Source organism: Kiloniella antarctica, assembly GCF_042682825.1.
Classification (GTDB): domain Bacteria; phylum Pseudomonadota; class Alphaproteobacteria; order Kiloniellales; family Kiloniellaceae; genus Kiloniella; species Kiloniella antarctica.
The window spans coordinates 1,181,141-1,197,958 of record NZ_JBHUII010000004.1; the positions used below are offsets into that span (position 1 = coordinate 1,181,141).

Genomic DNA, 16,818 nt, shown 5'->3' on the forward strand with positions numbered 1-16,818 from the left:
ATTTTGTTTTCACTTTGCCCTTTCAGGCGCTTTCGCTAGAGGCATGTTCTCATGTGGTGCTATTGACTTCTTCCTGTCTCAGTTCTTTTTTGGAAAGCTTACCAATCATCGTTTTTGGCAATATGTTTCTAAAATCAATCTCTCGGGGCATTTCCATCGGTGAGAGATATTCTTCTAGAAACGCCAAAAGCGCATCGTCATCAAGCTCTTGTCCTGCACGAAGTTTGATAAAGGCTTTTGGAATTTCACCATGATCTTGATCCGGAATGCCAATAACCGTGACTTCCTCTACCGCAGAATGACGGTTAATCGCTTCTTCTATGTTGCGGGGATATACATTGTAGCCATTATAGATGATGAGATCTTTGAGACGATCCAAAAGATAAACATAACCATCTTCATCCATATAACCCACATCTCCAGTGTGTAAACGACCTTCCTTTATTGCCCGGTCGGTTGCCTCTTTATTGTGCCAATAACCAAACATAACTTGAGGTCCAGAAATACAGAGTTCACCCTTTTCGCCTTTTTCCAATAGCGCGTGAGGCGCTTCTATTGCTCGGATTTCCAACAGCGTATCATGCAGAGGCAAACCAATCGCCCCTGCGCGGTTTTCTCCCTCTACTGGATTGCACGCACAAACAGGCGATGCTTCACTAAGGCCGTATCCTTCGACCAGAATACACCCCGTTATTTTTTCAAACTGGCGTTTTGCATCCAGCGAAAGCGGCGCTCCACCTGATATGCAATATTTAATCGAGGAAAGGTCATATCGATCAACAACAGGGGAGTTATTCACCGCGCCATAGATAGCAGGTACCCCCATCATCAATGTTGGTTTCAACCGATCAATTGTCTTGAGCATCTGTCCCAACTGAAACCGGGGCAAGAGAATGATCTCTGCTCCAAGCGCAATGCCCATATTAAGCACAGTCGTCATGGCAAAAACGTGAAACATGGGAAGAACACCCAGTATACGCTCTTGCCCAGGCATTGCGCTAGAGAACCAGGCAACGACCTGCTCTGTATTGGCCATGATATTTGCGTGGGTCAAGACAGCCCCTTTAGGTCGTCCCGTTGTTCCACCTGTATATTGCAAAACCGCAAAGTCTTCAGGTGAAACGTCGACAGAATATCCTCCCTCCATATCCCTTGCCAGATCCTCAAACTCGATAAATTCATCGCCGGAAGGATGTGTGATCTTATGGAACTGTAGAAGAGAAAAAAGGGTACCTTTAAAAGTCGGCATTGATTGAGCCAGACGGCAAACAACAATCTTTTTTAAAGGCGTGTCCTCTAGCTGTCTTGCCGCTTTATCACAAAGCTCTTTAACATCCAGCGTAATGAGAATTTCAGCTGCGCAGTCATTTAACTGGTACTCCAACTCCTCTGGTGCATATAGAGGGTTCGAGTTCACAACAACGGCACCAATTTTGAGAATAGCGTAATAACTTATAACAAAATAAGGACAATTAGGTAAGAAGAGAACAACACGATCACCTTTTGTCACACCTTGTCGTTGAAGTCCTGCTGCGACCAATTGCACCTGATCAAAAATATCCCGATAACTGTATTGTCGTCCCAAAAACTCTATGCAAGGACGCTCGCCAAATACCGACGTAACTTGTTCCAGATTCTGATAAATAGAGCTGTTATTCCTTTCTACGGGGTCATTGCGTAGAAGTGAACTTGCTGGACGCTGTCCCAGATTTAAGGATAGTGACATCAACTAACCTCGCTTGTTGTTGCATAACCGACAGAGACAACACCCTCTACCATCTCTGCTTTTTTGTCTTTCTTTAGATCAGATATAAATCCACGGACACGATCACGACACTCCCCAATATCGTGATAAAGTATCCCATGCTTTTCTGATTCGATCATCACCAACTCTTTGTTGTCAGTCCCAACCAGCTCAAACACCTTATTAATGCCTTTTGCATCGACTATCGGATCTTTTGTTCCCTGCAGAAGTAAAACCGGGCACCTTACATCAGGTAATTTTTCATGTAATTCTTCCCGTAATTTATGAAGTTCATACGCTGTTCGCACTGGTACGCTGTGATAATTCACATCGGGATTTTCGGATGGATGCTCACGAAAGATGGCACGTTCTTCCATTGCCGGAATCCAACTGGTTAACTTTTCATAACCCTTCGCCAAATGGGCGAGTAATAAATTTGGCGTTTTAAATTTCCACGGCACAGAAACCGCGACCACCCCAACAACATTAACAGGATCAGTTGCCGCAGTGAGAAGAGACAAGGTTCCTCCCGTTCCAAAACCTACGATAACAATTTCATCAACATAAGCAGATAGTATCTTTCGTCCGCGCGAAATCGATGCAGACCAATCCTGCCAATGCCTTTCTCGAAGATCCCAAGGTGACGTTCCATGTCCTTTTAAACGTACGCCAAGAGTAACATAACCCTCTTCAGAGAGTTCCTGTCCAAATGCGTACATTTCTGCTGGTGAAGCCAAAAGACCATGTACAAGTAGGATACCCACCTGCCTTTTTACCTCAGGCACAATAAGAAAAGGATCAGGTGATGCCGTTGCTGTTTCTTTGACGTTTGTCTCAATGTGAAGGGTTTTAGTGTACGTTTTCCGATCACAGTCTAAAGACAGTATCTCATCATTAAACAGGTGTTGAGCCATAGTCACCGGGTCAACAAAATCAGCTTCCAAACAGGCTTTTTTCACCCCAAAAACAGCATGTCTAACTGGCATCACCTCGTTGGCATATACCTTAATAAGATTTTCCAAGCGCACTGAATTATAACTATTCTCTTCGATGACAGAGTCATCAAAATAATAATACTCTTCGTCTTCGGAAACATGTTCATCACAGCCCTCTGAGGCAAAAAACTTATCGAGAGAAGCACAGTCTGCACCACTCCAAAGGTCCCAATAATTCTCTGGCTTGCTCAAGCTGCGATGAAGATGCGCGCCTTTATCCTTTTGGCATTCTTTGACAGCAAGATAGAGTGTCTTATGAAACAAGGTCTTTTCTATTTTGTTTTCATCTTGCAGAACAAGGTCTCTAATGATTGAAGACACCAAGTGATAAAGGTTAACAGTCACCCCTGCGTAAATGGCTTCCATATAATAATCGCGTAAACGGTTGGTTCCACGCGAACTGCACAGTTTAAAAATTCGTTCATTTAACGTATCCGGCGACGTATTCAGATCGAAGAAATCGTCTAGGGAATTAATTTTATTGAAGACCCGAGACAGTAATTTCTTTTCCCACCAGTGCCATACATGCTGAACCTCCAATGGTCGACTGACCCGAATATCCATATCACAGTCTTGAAGCAGAATATTTGCTTCAATTAAAATCTCCTCGACCATACGAGGATTGTTGCCTTTACTGAAATATTCAGCACTTCGACTAAGGATGTTGTCGCTTGCTCGCAGAGGATAAAACGTAATATTGGCGGGAATAATCTCTGTAGGCTTGCTCGCTACTGATAACAATTCTTCGATTGAATCCAATTCCAATGCACGTGCCCAACGACCGAGGCGATCATATTCTTTTTTTTCAAAAACAGACAAAACCCGTTGTTTAAATAAATCGACCATAAGAGCGAGAACGGCGGCCCCTGTATGATGTTTGCGTCGTTTTTGGGCCGTTGGCGAGAAGATACTGTATTCACCAGAGGGGCCGACCACATGACGATCTTTAACCATCCCCCCTTCGGGGAAAATAATAACCTTACGCCCTCTTAAAATCTCTCCGGCCAAAAAAGGAAGCAACCGAGGATGATCGTGCGGTACAGCTCCAACACCATAAAGAAAATTGGCGAAGGATTCACTCCCCCTAAAAAGCTCTCCTGCCGCCACGCACCGACAGTATTCACCAGTTGCTTCATGTATTAAATATTGGGGAATAATAGTTTCGAAACGAGCAAAGTGATTAAAGAGATAAATATCACCTCCCGGAAAACTATGCGCCTCATCGTGCAGCCGGATATTTATGCCCAAGCGCCTTCTCACAAGGGAAAAAGCCCGGACGCACCACTCATAAGTAGGTTTAAAGTTGAGATCTAATTCTGCCGTCATCTCCCCACCTAAGACATGATCCACTTCTCCCTGCGATAACCAGTCAGGTCGCTGAGGATAAGTTCTTCGGATCAGTTAATATATACAGTAAATTAGTACTAAAGGCCTCACTTGAAAGTCACATTTTTGAGATATCAAATATTATCCCAGTTCTTCGTTCTACAGTCAGTAAAACACATTACTGGCTAAAGTAGTATTAATAAGCGACGATTTCGCCTTAAAAAAAGAACAAATAAAAAGGAGCTGAAAACTCCAGCTCCTTTTTAAGGTATTAAAATTTATACGTGCTCGCTATCACTTAAATATAACCGCGTCCTTTCAAGTCAGCGATGACCTGATCGGCCATTTGCTCTGGACTAGTGTTATCACCAGCGAGAACAATCTCAGCATTAATGGGAGGTTCATAAGCAGAATCAATCCCTGTGAAGTTCTTGATATCACCTGCACGCGCCTTTTTATAAAGCCCCTTGGGATCACGTTCTTCACAAACCTCAAGTGGTGTATCGACAAAAACTTCGATGAACTCTTTTTCGCCCATCAGCTCGCGCGCCATACGGCGTTCGCTCCGGAATGGAGAAATAAAGGAAACCAGAACCAGTAAACCTGCATCGACAAACAAACTTGCAGTTTCAGATACGCGCCGAATGTTTTCAACCCTGTCCGCATCCGTAAAACCAAGATCCTTGTTCAGGCCATGACGCACGTTATCCCCATCAAGGGTGTAGGTATGACGACCTTCGGCAAAGAGTTTTTTCTCAACCAGATTGGCAACCGTAGACTTACCCGCTCCGGAAAGACCCGTGAACCAAAGAACGCAAGGTTTTTGCCCCTTTTGCTCGGCTCTGGTTGCCTTGCTAATATCCATTTCTTGCCAAACGATATTACGCGCCCGACGCAGACCAAAATCAATCATCCCCGCACCCACGGTTGAGTTGGTATAACGATCGATCAGAATGAAAGACCCAGTTTCACGGTTGTCCTTATAGGCATCAAACGGAATAGCCCGGTCCAAAGCCAGATTACAGACACCGACTTCGTTAAGTTCAAGCGTTTTTCCCGCCTGCTCTTCAAGGGTGTTTACATTCACCTTGTGATGTAAATCGGAGATAACAACAGGGACTGTGGTCGAGGCTGTCTTCAAAAGATAAGGCCGCCCCGGAAGCATCTCCTCATCCTGCATCCATAAGATGTGTGCCCGCAATTGATCGCTAAGTTCAGGAACGGCATCTGCTTTGGATAAGACATCACCACGACTAATATCGATCTCATCTTTGAGCGTGAGCGTGACAGCTTGACCTGCAATCGCCTCATCAAGATCGCCATCAAAAGTCACAATCCGATCGATGAGCGAGGTTTTCCCCGATGGAGAAACCGCCAGTTTATCTCCCGGCTTGATACGGCCGGACGCAATCGTTCCGCTAAACCCTCGAAAGTCCAAGTTAGGACGATTAACCCACTGAACAGGCATACGAAAGTCAGTCGCAGCAATGTCAGTTGTGACATCAACTGTTTCAAGATGACCTAACAGGGTTGGCCCATGATACCAATGCATTTTCTCGCTTGGAGAGATTACGTTCTCACCTTTCAATGCAGAGATTGGTGTTGTGATGATGTTGGGAATATCCAGTTTCTTGGCAAACTCCAGGTATTCTTCAACAACTTCGTCATAACGGCTTTGTGAATAATCAACCAAGTCCATTTTATTGACGACCAAAACAACATTTTTGATCCCCAATAACGACACGATATAGCTGTGGCGACGGGTTTGGGTTAGAACGCCTTTACGCGCATCAACAAGGATCAATGCAAGTTCAGCGCTTGACGCCCCCGTTGCCATGTTCCGCGTGTACTGCTCGTGACCGGGCGTATCCGCAACAATGAATTTCCGTTTCTCGGTAGAAAAGAAACGATAGGCGACATCGATCGTGATGCCCTGTTCACGCTCCGCTTGCAAGCCGTCGACCAACAAGGCGAGATCAATATCATCGCCCGTGGTGCCAACTTTTTTACTATCGCTTTCGATTGCAGCTAGCTGATCTTCAAAAATCAACTTTGAATCATACAACATACGACCAATTAGCGTCGACTTCCCGTCATCAACCGAACCACAAGTGATAAAGCGCAAAAGGCTCTTCTCTTCATGAGTTTTCAAATAAGCGAGAATATCTTCCGAAATTAATTTATCTTGATGGGCCATTAGAAGTAGCCCTCCTGCTTTTTCTTTTCCATAGAACCCGCCTCGTCGTGATCAATCATACGACCCTGACGTTCAGATGTTGTTGTCAGCAGCATTTCCTGGATAATTTCAGGCAAGGTATCTGCTTCGGACTCAACAGCACCGGTCAGTGGATAACACCCAAGGGTTCGAAAGCGAACTGATTTGAGTTCTGGAATTTCCCCCTGATCAAGTGGCATGCGATCATCATCAACCATGATCAAAATACCATCGCGCTTAACAACCGGCCTCTTCGCTGAATAGTACAACGGTACAATTGGAATATTTTCGCTGTAAATATATTGCCAGATATCGAGTTCGGTCCAATTCGAGATAGGGAAGGCACGAATAGATTCACCCGGCTTCACCCGTGCATTATAAGTATTCCAAAGTTCAGGGCGTTGGTTCTTGGGGTCCCAACGATGGTTTTCTGATCGAAAGGAAAAAACACGTTCCTTAGCCCGAGATTTTTCTTCATCCCGTCGAGCACCACCAAAGGCTGCATCAAACTTGTACTTATCAAGAGCCTGTTTCAGGGCCTCAGTTTTCATCACGTCGGTATACAAGCCAGAGCCGTGAACAAAAGGACTCATCCCCTTTTGACGACCTTCCTCATTCGTATGAACAATGAGATCAAAACCGTATTCCGCAGCCATCTTGTCACGAAAAGCGATCATTTCCTTGAATTTCCATGTCGTATCGACATGCATCAATGGAAATGGAGGCTTAGACGGATAAAAAGCCTTACGCGCGAGGTGCAGCATAACAGCTGAATCTTTACCAATGGAATAGAGCATGACCGGATTGCTGAACTCTGCAGCAACTTCACGGATAATATGGATGCTCTCAGCTTCCAACTGTTTCAAATGTGTCAGGTACGGGTCGCTCACCGTTATCTCCGAGTCCTACCAATAAGCAGGTAAATATATAAAAAGTATGCCCCTTAAGCAGCTAAAATCTCAACATAAGTCAAGACCGAGATGCAAAATAGAGCCCCCTTTATTCAACACTAAAAAATGAGATAATAATAATTACCTCACCACTGAATTTGTAATTTAGTACTTACAGAACGTTTAACAACATTAAAAGAGAAAAATAATTATTTAACACTAAAATTTTGATAAATTATCATTTTAAATTAACTTTAATATTTGAATAACTTAACTCAAAATCATTGTGCAAAAAATTAATTCAAAAATTAAACAATAGTAAAATTACCTTATATACATATAAATATTGTATTTAAATTTAACATCAAAAATCATTAAAACCACCTGTATTCGCTTGTGTAGACAGGTTATATAACTTTACGGCCTTGTCTATGAATTGAAACATATTATGACTTCAATATTCTTATCCACGGATTATCCTTATGTCAGCCAAACTGGCGTATGGGAGGAAAACAGAAATCAATCCTCGCCCTTTCCCTCAACTCCAAAAGGGGCGAATAAGTTACCTGCACTTTTTCTTGATCGTGATGGCGTCATTGTTAAAGAGGTCAACTACTTACAAAACCCAAAGGATGTTCATCTAATTCAGGCTGCAGCTGATATCATTGCAAAGGCCAACAAGAAGAAAGTTCCTGTGATCATGGTAACCAATCAAGCAGGTATTGCATATGGTATGTTTGGCTGGAAAGAATTTGATTCTGTCCAACGTCAACTTCATGACGACCTTGAAAAAGAAGGTGCTCATATCGATGCCGTTTTTGCCTGCCCTTTTCATCAAAAAGGAGATACTATATGGGGCGATCACCCAGATCATGAAGCACGAAAGCCTCAACCCGGTATGTTATTTCGGGCTACACAGATGCTAGACATTGATTTAGAGCGTTCTTGGATTGTTGGTGATCGGGCTTCTGATATAGAAGCAGGGCTTAATGCTGGTCTAGCTGGTGGTCTTCACGTTCTTACAGGTCACGGCAATCGTTCAGGCGAAGTATCCCTAGCCAGAGAGCACGAAACTGAACATTACAAAGTAAGAACGGGAAGCTCTATCGCCGATAGCTCGGAACTACCCATCTTTTTTGCCTAAGAATAAAACTTAAACTTCGTCTCTCAAACGATTTTCCGCGATCCCACAGAGATAGTGACCAACGGCAATGTGCATTTCCTGAATATGGTTAGTGGCATCTGATGGTACTTTGATACAGAGATCACAGACTTCGGCAAGTTTACCTCCGCTTTGCCCCGTAAAGCCCATTACCGAGATACCCATTTTCCTGGCCACTTTAGCCGCGGCTAGAATGTTTGCCGAATTACCGCTTGTTGTAATACCGACAAAAACATCCCCTGACTTGCCAAGGCCACTTAGTTGGCGGGCAAAAACTTGATCATAGCCGTAATCATTGGCAATCGCCGTCAATGCAGAAGTATCAACGGTCAGAGCGATTGATGGCAACGAATCTCGTTCAAGAATATAACGCCCGACAAGTTCTGCTGCTAGATGTTGCGAATCAGAGGCAGAGCCTCCATTTCCACAAAAAATAATCTTATTGCCCCGTTTTAACGCTTGAACCCATATATCTGCGGCATTTTCCATGACCTTTTCCAAAGCACCTAAGGCTTCAAAATTTTCAACAACGGTCTGGCAATAATTTTCAAATGACACAGTAGAACCCCTAAATAACGTCAATTCTTGGCACGCGTAATGAACACTTTATTCGATGTAACATCCGCAGCAAAATCTTTCCAGTAACCAGATTACGATTTCTCACGAATAGCCGCGAGACAGGTGCCAAGTTCCCGCAACCGTTCGAGATAACTGGTTAAACGTTCAGCCGTTGTCTCATCCGTAAGCTTTAAGTTTTCATCGAACTTACTTTTACAAAGAGGTAATACAAAATCAGGCGCAGCCAGAGGATAAGCCCCAAGCCCACCCAGGCTTTGTTTTAACTGTGCTTGAACTTTAACAGTCCCCATCGCCCCTGGGCTTGTCCCCATAATACCAACCGCAAGGTTTTTAAATATGGACGGTGATCCTCGAGAAGCCCAATCAATGGCATTCTTAAGAACTGCAGACAAACCAGAATTATATTCAGGAGTGACAATCAACAAACCATCCGCCTTCCCTATCGCCGCTTTGAATTCAAGCGCGACATCGGGTGTCTCTACCGCCTCAATATCTTCATCAAAAAATGGGAGATCAGAAATTTTATCAAACGCTTCAATCGTCACACCCTCAGGCACAGCTTTCATTGCTTCACGCAGAAGAGCTCGATTGTAAGACCCTTTGCGAAGACTGCCAACGACAGCAATAATGTGAAATGATTTTTCTTGGTCTTTCGAAACAGCCATAAAATTCCCCTAGGGCTTAAACCCTTTAAGTTTATATAAAACATTACTCCATGATTTAAGGGGGAACTGTGCTTAGATCAAGCTTTTCAGCAGTTGAAAGGCCTAGCTCTAAGAAAGCCGCCGAAAGGACTTCGGTGTCATTCCAGTTGTACATCGAAACCGCGTGGTCAAGTGACTCTGACTACTGAATCCGCAGATTTGGGCAACTTCTGTAAGAGAAAATTCATTCTCACCCAAAAGATCTTTGGCTTTTTCAATCCGACGACCAAGTACGTATTGGTGAGGACTTACCCCCACGGATTGTTGGAACATACGCGTAAAATGAAAGGGGCTTAGTTCTGCTATACCTGCCAGTTCCCCCACCGTAATTCCTCTATCAAGGGAAGTCTCAATAAAATCACGGACTCTTTTCAAGACAAATGGCGCTATACCACCGCGGCTAGGAGAGGGCGAGAGTTCCCGATTGGTATAGTTTCGCAACAAGTGCTGCACGAGTAATTGTCCAGCGAGAGACAGACTCATCTTGTCCGCATGGTTTTGCCAATCCAAAGGTATAATCACATCACGACATAAACGCTCGATAACAGGATCACTTATAAACGTCAGATCATGAAGCTCGACAAGTGCCGGATCAACATCATAACTTTCAGCTATTTGGCGATCGAACTCGTTTCGATCAAAATATAGATGCATAAATTGAAATGGCGCTTCAATGCTCCACTCAGATTCCACACCCGCTGGCATCACACAAACTGCGCCAGGATGACCTCTTCCAACTGAATGCTCCCCAAAATGACGACGTGTCTTCTTACCACCTTGGATATAATAACTTAGCGTATGATGGCTTGCGCGCTCATATTCCGCATAACTATCGTCGTTCATCCATGTCGCCAAGGACAACCCATGGCCAATATCTGTGGACTGACCAGACTTTGCACCTACTTCTAACAGGGTTTTGTATACGTATAGCTCTTCTGGCCGCATAACTTTTTACCTAATACTCAAGACGGCCAAGTTAACTGAGGCCCTCGGGCAAGTGAAGTAATCCTGTGAAATTAACCGCAAGAATATGAAATTTAGCACAGGTTGATGATATAACGCCCCTTAAAACTGCGCTAACATCCGACGAGATTCATCGCCCCCTTCATCATGATGAACAACAATGTATTTATATCAATGATTTGGAATACTACTGTGACCGCTCTCTTATATCTTAGTACAGTTTTAATTTGGGGCACGACCTGGCTGGCAATCGCCTTTCAAGTGGGAGATGTCATGGTAGAGGTTTCCGCTTTTTACCGCTTTGCTCTCGCCGCTTTTATTCAAATAAGCGTTATGCTCATTCTTGGTCGCTTAAAATGGGTCCCTCTCTCACAGCAAAAGTGGTTTGTTCTTCAGGGCTTATTCCTATTTTGCATTAATTTTCTCTTTTTTTATAACTCTGCCATTTACATTTCCAGCGGCCTCATTGCTGTTGTTTTTTCTCTGTCCACTGTTTTCAATATGGCCAACAACTTTATTTTTAACAGCCTAAAACCCTCCTCTCGATCCCTATTCGGCGCAAGCCTTGGCATTACAGGAGTTTGTGCTCTTTTTTGGACGGACCTTATCAACGGGGACTGGACCGGATCAAACATCACTGGCCTCTTGCTTGCCATTTGCGGAACCTACTCTTTTTCGTTGGGCAACATGGTCTCACAACACCAACAAAAACAAGGCAGAGATGTCCTAACCGCAAATTCTTATGCTCTCGTTTACGGGAGCGTCACCCTTGGCATCTGGGGCCTGCTCCACGGCTACACTTTCGAGCTGGAATTGACAACAAAGTACCTTGGCTCCTTACTTTACCTTGCCGTCCCCGGTACAATTATTGGCTTTGCCATGTATCTTAGACTGATAGGCCGTGTCGGCGCAGAAAAAGCCGCTTATAGCACCGTACTCTTTCCAATTGTCGCCTTATCTCTTTCAACAATTTTCGAAGGATATAACTGGACACCTCTTGCTCTTATAGGCGTGGGCCTTGCCCTTGCTGGTAACCTTGTAATCTTTGCAAAAAAGAAATCACACCCGGTCAAACAAAGTGCTCTCACTTAAACATTTCACTCAACAAAGACAAAACGCAGGAGCTTCTGGTCTGAAAAGCGCCTGCGTTTTTATGAAACACTCAACCTTGTGCTTACGGTTTCTCGCCAACGAGCCCCATACAACTGTCAAATGCACAAAGGAATTCATCCGCACTTTCCATTGAAAAACAAACCGGAGGTTTGATTTTCACAACATTGTCCAAGGGACCATCCGTAGAGAGTAGAATACCGCGGTCTTTCATCAGGTTCACCACGCGGTTTGCTTCAACCGTTGCAGGTTCCAGGGATTGAGCATCACGTACCAGCTCAACCCCGATAAACAGACCACGGCCACGAACCTCTCCAATTAAGGAATGTCGCCCCGCCATTTCCTTTAGGCTATTCATCATATGCGCCCCTACGCGGGCGGCATTGTTTTGCAAGCGTTCATCCCGCAGGACCTGAAGGACTTCAAGACCAATTGCACAAGAAACAGGGTTCCCACCAAAGGTGTTGAAATACTCCATCCCGTTAAAGAAAGCATCAGCGACTGCACGCGTGGTAATCACTGCCCCCAATGGATGCCCGTTTCCAATCGGTTTCCCCAATGTAACAATATCCGGTACCACGTTCTGTAGCTCAAAACCCCACATGTGGCTTCCCACACGACCGAAGCCAACTTGAACTTCATCCGCAATACAAAGTCCACCAGCTTCACGAACAGCATCATAAACCTTGGCGAGATATCCTTGCGGCAAGACAATTTGCCCTCCGCAACCAAGTAAAGATTCCGCAATAAAAGCTGCTGGCTTCCTACCTTCTTTTTCTAGCGCCCTGAGCTGTTCAATCGCCATATCGGCGTATTTGCTACCGCACTGAGGATCGTCTCCTTTGATCGGACCACGGTAACCATCAGGCATCGGGCAAATCTTCACATGATCAGGACAGCCCTTACCGCCTTTGCGATTAAACTTGTAGGGGCTGAGATCGATCAAAGATGTAAGATTGCCGTGATAAGCATGGTCAACAATGAGCATATCTTCACTATTGGTGTAATTGCGTGACAATCGAAGCGCGAGATCATTTGCTTCACTGCCGGAATTGACAAAAAAGCAAACCTCTAAAGGATCAGGGAAGGTCGATAACAGTTCGCGTGCATAATTTACAACATTGTCGTGCAGATAGCGGGTGTTGGTGTTGAGCACAGGCATCTGTTCGGCCGCAGCTGCGACAACACGCGGATGACAATGCCCAACGTGGCACACGTTATTCACCATATCCAAATAACGTTCACCTTGATCTGTATAGAGATACTGTCTCTCGGCTCGCGTAATTTTCAAAGGATCTTTGTATGACAAACTCAGGTTTGGACTGAGGTGACGAGCGCGTTCAGATCGAATATTTTTAGAGGTGCGAACCACGTCGCCTTGGCATTTGGTTTTCATCCCCAAGATAAGGTTCGGGCTTGGACAGACAGAAGCCCAAACATTGATTTCACTCCGCGCGGCCACACCACATACGTCATTTTTCATATCCATAAGGTCGAGAAGTAGTTGGAAATGCACATGTGGTGCCCAATTTCCATTCTCTGGATACGGTCCCAAAAATCCGATAACGTCTCCCTTTTTAAACTCTTTGCCATCTTCCCAAAGCTCAAGCGAAGTCCGGCTCAAATGCCCATACTTGGTATAGAAGACCTGCCCGTCATCCGTTTTATGCTCCAGAATAACCACAGGACCATAATCATAATCGCGCGTATTGTCATTGTGGACACGCACGATACCATCCAAAGGAGCATGGAGTGGCTCATAGGCAGCTAAGAAAAGATCAATACCCAGATGTACTGTACGTTTTTCGTCCGGATCGACCGTTTCAAAAAAGTCTCCCTTATAGACATCCCGGTCTTCGAGATAGCTTCCGACACCAACCGCGGCACCCGCCTCTTCCATCATCTTAAAGATAACATTGGTGGCGTCTTCAGCACTTCTTGGAATGCCTTCATCATTAACAGAAATAGGCGAAAGATCGAGAACCAGAACATTATCCGGGGAAAGATCATGTTGGACGATTGGCCCAATTTCATCTGCATGAGCTGAAAGCCATTGCACCAATTTTCGAGAACCTTTACATGCTTCCAGACCACAAACATCCCGAAAACGGTAATGCACAACCTTTGAGTTTATTTTCTCCATACAAGAGAGCAATCCCCGAACATCTTTCTGGCTGATCAGCAGGTATTCATTTTCAGGATCAGCGGCATGTTGCTGTGCCGCCATACAAATAGATTCAGCTAACCGAACACGGATAAGATCATAAAGTAGTGCAATCTCTTCCTCTGACAGTGGATTTTCAGCATGGTAACCTGATACGACATCACATGCCTTACCGATAGGATCACTTTGTCCCAACATTGCATAAGCGCAAGCCACCGCAAGTTCGCAAATTTTATGACTTTCAATGAAATCGCCAAAGTCAATCAGTCCACTGATGATGCCGTCTTCATCAACCAATATGTTATAATCATTAGCATCGTTATGTATGACTTGATTAGGTAATCGACTCAGTTTGCTGGATGTCTCTTCCTCGAACAAATTTAGAATATTCATCACAATATTCCTAGTCTGCTCGTCTTCAATCATATGCACAAATGCTCTATGAGCAGAAGCTTGGGCAACATCCCACAAAAACGAACGCTTGGCACCATTGTGAATAAACGATTTTAGGGCGACATCCATACGCCCCATCAGATGACCAATTTGAGTAAAATCGAGATCTTGTTTCTCTGCTGCCTTACTCCAAACCTCTCCTTCTCGCCAGGTCAATGCGCGAACAAACCGTACGTCACCTTTTGGGTCTGATATTTTACGGGTCACCGCGCCTTTATTATTTGTCAACATTCTGGGCAAAGGTAAATCTGGCGCTCTCTTGGCCAGTTCTTTTAACAATTTATCCTGTGCGTCTAACCAATTAAAATCTGTTTCCGGTGCATAGAGCTTCAGAACATAGGATTTACCATCAACAGTCGAAACCCGAAAATTTTGATCTCGTTCACTTGGTAAAGCAGTTGCTATGGTTTCCAGCCCGTAAAACTCCTGGAACAAAAACTCAGCTTCGCTCGTATTGTATTTATGAAGAGAACTAACAGACATTTACAGCACACCTTACCCAAAAACATTGATTCACTCGGGTTACTATAAGCAATTTTCATGGCGGCATCTTTCGCCATTATGCGCCTTCGATTGTTTTTATGATAGGTGCCTGATAGTCTCTCGCAAACTTCGGCCTTCCTCCCCTAAAACTTTAAGAATAAACTGCCATGCGTGAATTGGACGAAACAGATAGACAGATCATTCAAGTGCTCAGGAAAAATGCGCGCGAAACGATCAAGGGGATCGCTACGCAAACAAATCTTGCACGCTCAACTGTGCGTCACCGTTTACAAAAACTGGAAGAAGATCAAATTATCACGGGCTACCGTGTTGAATTAAAAAATGCGACGACCAAGGGGTTTGGCGCTTTTTTATTTTTAAAATTAAAAAAGACGCCTGCCGTCGACCTCATCGAAGAAATCTCAAGTTTTCCAGAAGTCCTTCGCTGCTATTCTCTCGCCGGGAACCCCGATTTATTAGTAGAAGTTCAAGCTCAAAGTACACAAGCCTTGAATGAAATAAGAAACAGGATATCGCTAAACCCTGTTGTCGCTGACTTACAGACTTCGCTTGTACTCAATCGAGAGCTCGACGCCTAAAGACTCTAATCGTCGTCCTTCACCAATCGACCTTCTTCGGCTTTAAAAAAGAACTGACTTGCAATTAACCACCCCTTGAGCGGACGCAGAGGAAGCACACAAGTCACCAAAATCATAGGTACAGTTGTGAGCAAATGTGCCCAAAGCGGTGGTTCTATTTTCACCTCGAACCAGAGAACAAAAATAACCACCGGGATACAAAACAACATCTGGATAAAAAATGCGGGACCATCCGCCGGATCAGCAAAAGAATAATCCAACCCACACGTATCACATCCAGGAGCGACCGTTAAAAAACCCTTGAAGATCTTTCCCTCTCCACAGCGTGGGCACTTACCTCGCGTTCCTGTTTTCATTGCGGGTAGCTTTGGATATTTTTTTTCGTCGGTGTCGATGTTTTGCATGTTAATTCCCAATTTTATCAACTCCCCTCAAAAGCCATCGAATGAGTAGAGTTAAATTTATTACATCTAAAATAGGGACAATTAACGATTTGCACGAGAGAAATCGAGCGCTTCACAACGTCGCAGCACCCGACCAGAAGACACTTACCCTAATTCAAAAGAGGTAACGCCATAGATTTTATCAAGTGGAAGATCAGGTTTTTCTCCCTTATACATCCGTGCAGTCTCAAAACTTTGCATCAGTTGAAAACGTTCCGCAAGCGCAAGTCCCGCTGCGTTAATTTCAGGTACGTCCAGAATAATCTTCCCGCCATCGACCTTATTGCACAAAGCGTGAAAAATAATCTCTGCAATCTCTGGGGTTTCCGCAAAAAGAGGGCCAGTTTTATACCCATCTGAATAGGGGCGAATAACACCATATCCTTGAATTTCGTTTTTTTCTATATAGGAAAATCCCACATGGCCTTCTTCGTTAAGCCAGGCTTTCATGAATGATTGTCGATTACCGGAAAAATACTTTTCATCAAAAACAATTACCTGCTGTTCAGGCAAAGACCGTATATCAACTAACGATTTTGTCGTCGGGAGATCCACAACGGGAGTACCTTCAAAGCGAATATTTCGGTGGGAAAGACGAAATCCTGATTTAATATAGTTATCCTGTTGGTCCACAACACCATCAAGCCCAATGATTCGATCTTCAAGGCTTGCCATCGCATGATTCCAAATTTGAAGTCCGTAACCTTTGCCACGCCATGGTTCTCGTACAATATAAAAACCGATAAACCCATAATCAGAGCCATATTTCACCGCAGAAATACAGGCAATGGGCTCATCATTAAAAAGACCGATATAAAACCCCGTCTTATCCGCTTGATAAAAACACTGAATATCACGCAAGCCGGGGTTCCATCCTTCTCCAGCGGCAAGATCACACAGAAACTGAACTTCGTCTTCCGTAACCAACCTTATCTCGAAATGTTTTTTGGATATCTCTTGTGTCACGAAATTAACCTTTTAGAGTAGT

General features: G+C 44.2%; 13 protein-coding genes. 3 read left to right on the forward strand and 10 right to left on the reverse strand.

Features of this window, described 5'->3' with window-relative positions:
- Window positions 1-49: 49 nt before the first annotated feature.
- The 4 genes from ACFSKO_RS12515 to cysD form a co-directional block, all read right to left on the reverse strand.
- Window positions 50-1,726 (reverse strand): long-chain-fatty-acid--CoA ligase, encoded by a 1,677-nt coding sequence (locus ACFSKO_RS12515; RefSeq protein ID WP_380252029.1) that lies wholly within the window; start codon window positions 1,724-1,726, stop codon window positions 50-52.
- Entirely contained in the window at window positions 1,726-4,065 is a 2,340-nt protein-coding gene (locus ACFSKO_RS12520; RefSeq protein WP_380252031.1) for an alpha/beta fold hydrolase, read from the reverse strand. The genes ACFSKO_RS12515 and ACFSKO_RS12520 overlap by 1 nt, the downstream gene beginning before the upstream one ends.
- A 298-nt stretch (window positions 4,066-4,363) precedes the next feature.
- Complete coding sequence (gene cysN, locus ACFSKO_RS12525) at window positions 4,364-6,262, reverse strand: sulfate adenylyltransferase subunit CysN (RefSeq protein ID WP_380252033.1); 1,899 nt, start codon at window positions 6,260-6,262, stop codon at window positions 4,364-4,366.
- Window positions 6,262-7,155 (reverse strand): sulfate adenylyltransferase subunit CysD, encoded by an 894-nt coding sequence (cysD, locus tag ACFSKO_RS12530; protein ID WP_380252277.1) that lies wholly within the window; start codon window positions 7,153-7,155, stop codon window positions 6,262-6,264. Before cysD ends, cysN begins: the two co-directional genes overlap by 1 nt.
- 463 nt (window positions 7,156-7,618) lie before the next feature.
- On the opposite strand from cysD, the gene ACFSKO_RS12535 reads away from it, so the two are divergent.
- Window positions 7,619-8,314, forward strand: a complete 696-nt coding sequence (locus tag ACFSKO_RS12535; protein WP_380252035.1) for a D-glycero-alpha-D-manno-heptose-1,7-bisphosphate 7-phosphatase — start codon at window positions 7,619-7,621, stop codon at window positions 8,312-8,314.
- A 9-nt stretch (window positions 8,315-8,323) separates the two neighbouring features.
- On the opposite strand, the gene ACFSKO_RS12540 is transcribed toward ACFSKO_RS12535, so the two are convergent.
- The 3 genes from ACFSKO_RS12540 to ACFSKO_RS12550 all read right to left on the reverse strand — a co-directional run bounded on the left by ACFSKO_RS12540 (window position 8,324) and on the right by ACFSKO_RS12550 (window position 10,560).
- Window positions 8,324-8,890: a D-sedoheptulose-7-phosphate isomerase gene (locus ACFSKO_RS12540; protein ID WP_380252037.1), complete on the reverse strand. Its 567-nt coding sequence runs from the start codon at window positions 8,888-8,890 to the stop codon at window positions 8,324-8,326.
- Window positions 8,891-8,982: 92 nt separating this feature from the next.
- Window positions 8,983-9,576: an NADPH-dependent FMN reductase gene (locus ACFSKO_RS12545; protein ID WP_380252039.1), complete on the reverse strand. Its 594-nt coding sequence runs from the start codon at window positions 9,574-9,576 to the stop codon at window positions 8,983-8,985.
- 108 nt (window positions 9,577-9,684) lie between these two features.
- Window positions 9,685-10,560 (reverse strand): helix-turn-helix transcriptional regulator, encoded by an 876-nt coding sequence (locus ACFSKO_RS12550; RefSeq protein WP_380252041.1) that lies wholly within the window; start codon window positions 10,558-10,560, stop codon window positions 9,685-9,687.
- Between the two features lie 210 nt (window positions 10,561-10,770).
- Here ACFSKO_RS12550 and ACFSKO_RS12555 point away from each other — a divergent pair, with 210 nt between their 5' ends.
- Complete coding sequence (locus tag ACFSKO_RS12555; RefSeq protein WP_380252043.1) at window positions 10,771-11,670, forward strand: DMT family transporter; 900 nt, start codon at window positions 10,771-10,773, stop codon at window positions 11,668-11,670.
- An 82-nt stretch (window positions 11,671-11,752) separates the two neighbouring features.
- Here the strand turns inward: ACFSKO_RS12555 and ACFSKO_RS12560 are convergent, their stop codons facing one another.
- On the reverse strand, window positions 11,753-14,788 hold the full coding sequence (locus ACFSKO_RS12560) for an aminotransferase class III-fold pyridoxal phosphate-dependent enzyme (RefSeq protein WP_380252045.1): 3,036 nt from the start codon (window positions 14,786-14,788) through the stop codon (window positions 11,753-11,755).
- Window positions 14,789-14,955: 167 nt separating this feature from the next.
- Here ACFSKO_RS12560 and ACFSKO_RS12565 point away from each other — a divergent pair, with 167 nt between their 5' ends.
- On the forward strand, window positions 14,956-15,387 hold the full coding sequence (locus ACFSKO_RS12565; RefSeq protein WP_380252047.1) for an Lrp/AsnC family transcriptional regulator: 432 nt from the start codon (window positions 14,956-14,958) through the stop codon (window positions 15,385-15,387).
- 5 nt (window positions 15,388-15,392) lie between these two features.
- Here the strand turns inward: ACFSKO_RS12565 and ACFSKO_RS12570 are convergent, their stop codons facing one another.
- Together ACFSKO_RS12570 and ACFSKO_RS12575 are read right to left on the reverse strand one after the other, a co-directional pair.
- The gene (locus ACFSKO_RS12570) at window positions 15,393-15,791 is read right to left on the reverse strand and encodes a DUF983 domain-containing protein (protein ID WP_380252049.1); all 399 of its coding nucleotides are present in this window, start codon (window positions 15,789-15,791) and stop codon (window positions 15,393-15,395) included.
- A 144-nt stretch (window positions 15,792-15,935) separates the two neighbouring features.
- The gene (locus ACFSKO_RS12575; protein ID WP_380252051.1) at window positions 15,936-16,796 is read right to left on the reverse strand and encodes a GNAT family N-acetyltransferase; all 861 of its coding nucleotides are present in this window, start codon (window positions 16,794-16,796) and stop codon (window positions 15,936-15,938) included.
- Between the last annotated feature and the right edge of the window lie 22 nt (window positions 16,797-16,818).

Excerpts from the sequence above, each read along its gene's own strand:
- ACFSKO_RS12515 (WP_380252029.1), bottom strand. The coding sequence starts at position 1,726 with ATGTCACTATCCTTAAATCTGGGACAGCGTCCAGCAAGTTCACTTCTA.
- ACFSKO_RS12520 (WP_380252031.1), bottom strand. The coding sequence starts at position 4,065 with ATGACGGCAGAATTAGATCTCAACTTTAAACCTACTTATGAGTGGTGC.
- cysN (WP_380252033.1), bottom strand. The coding sequence starts at position 6,262 with ATGGCCCATCAAGATAAATTAATTTCGGAAGATATTCTCGCTTATTTG.
- ACFSKO_RS12535 (WP_380252035.1), top strand. The coding sequence starts at position 7,619 with ATGACTTCAATATTCTTATCCACGGATTATCCTTATGTCAGCCAAACT.
- ACFSKO_RS12545 (WP_380252039.1), bottom strand. The coding sequence starts at position 9,576 with ATGGCTGTTTCGAAAGACCAAGAAAAATCATTTCACATTATTGCTGTC.
- ACFSKO_RS12550 (WP_380252041.1), bottom strand. The coding sequence starts at position 10,560 with ATGCGGCCAGAAGAGCTATACGTATACAAAACCCTGTTAGAAGTAGGT.
- ACFSKO_RS12560 (WP_380252045.1), bottom strand. The coding sequence starts at position 14,788 with ATGTCTGTTAGTTCTCTTCATAAATACAATACGAGCGAAGCTGAGTTT.
- ACFSKO_RS12565 (WP_380252047.1), top strand. The coding sequence starts at position 14,956 with ATGCGTGAATTGGACGAAACAGATAGACAGATCATTCAAGTGCTCAGG.
- ACFSKO_RS12570 (WP_380252049.1), bottom strand. The coding sequence starts at position 15,791 with ATGCAAAACATCGACACCGACGAAAAAAAATATCCAAAGCTACCCGCA.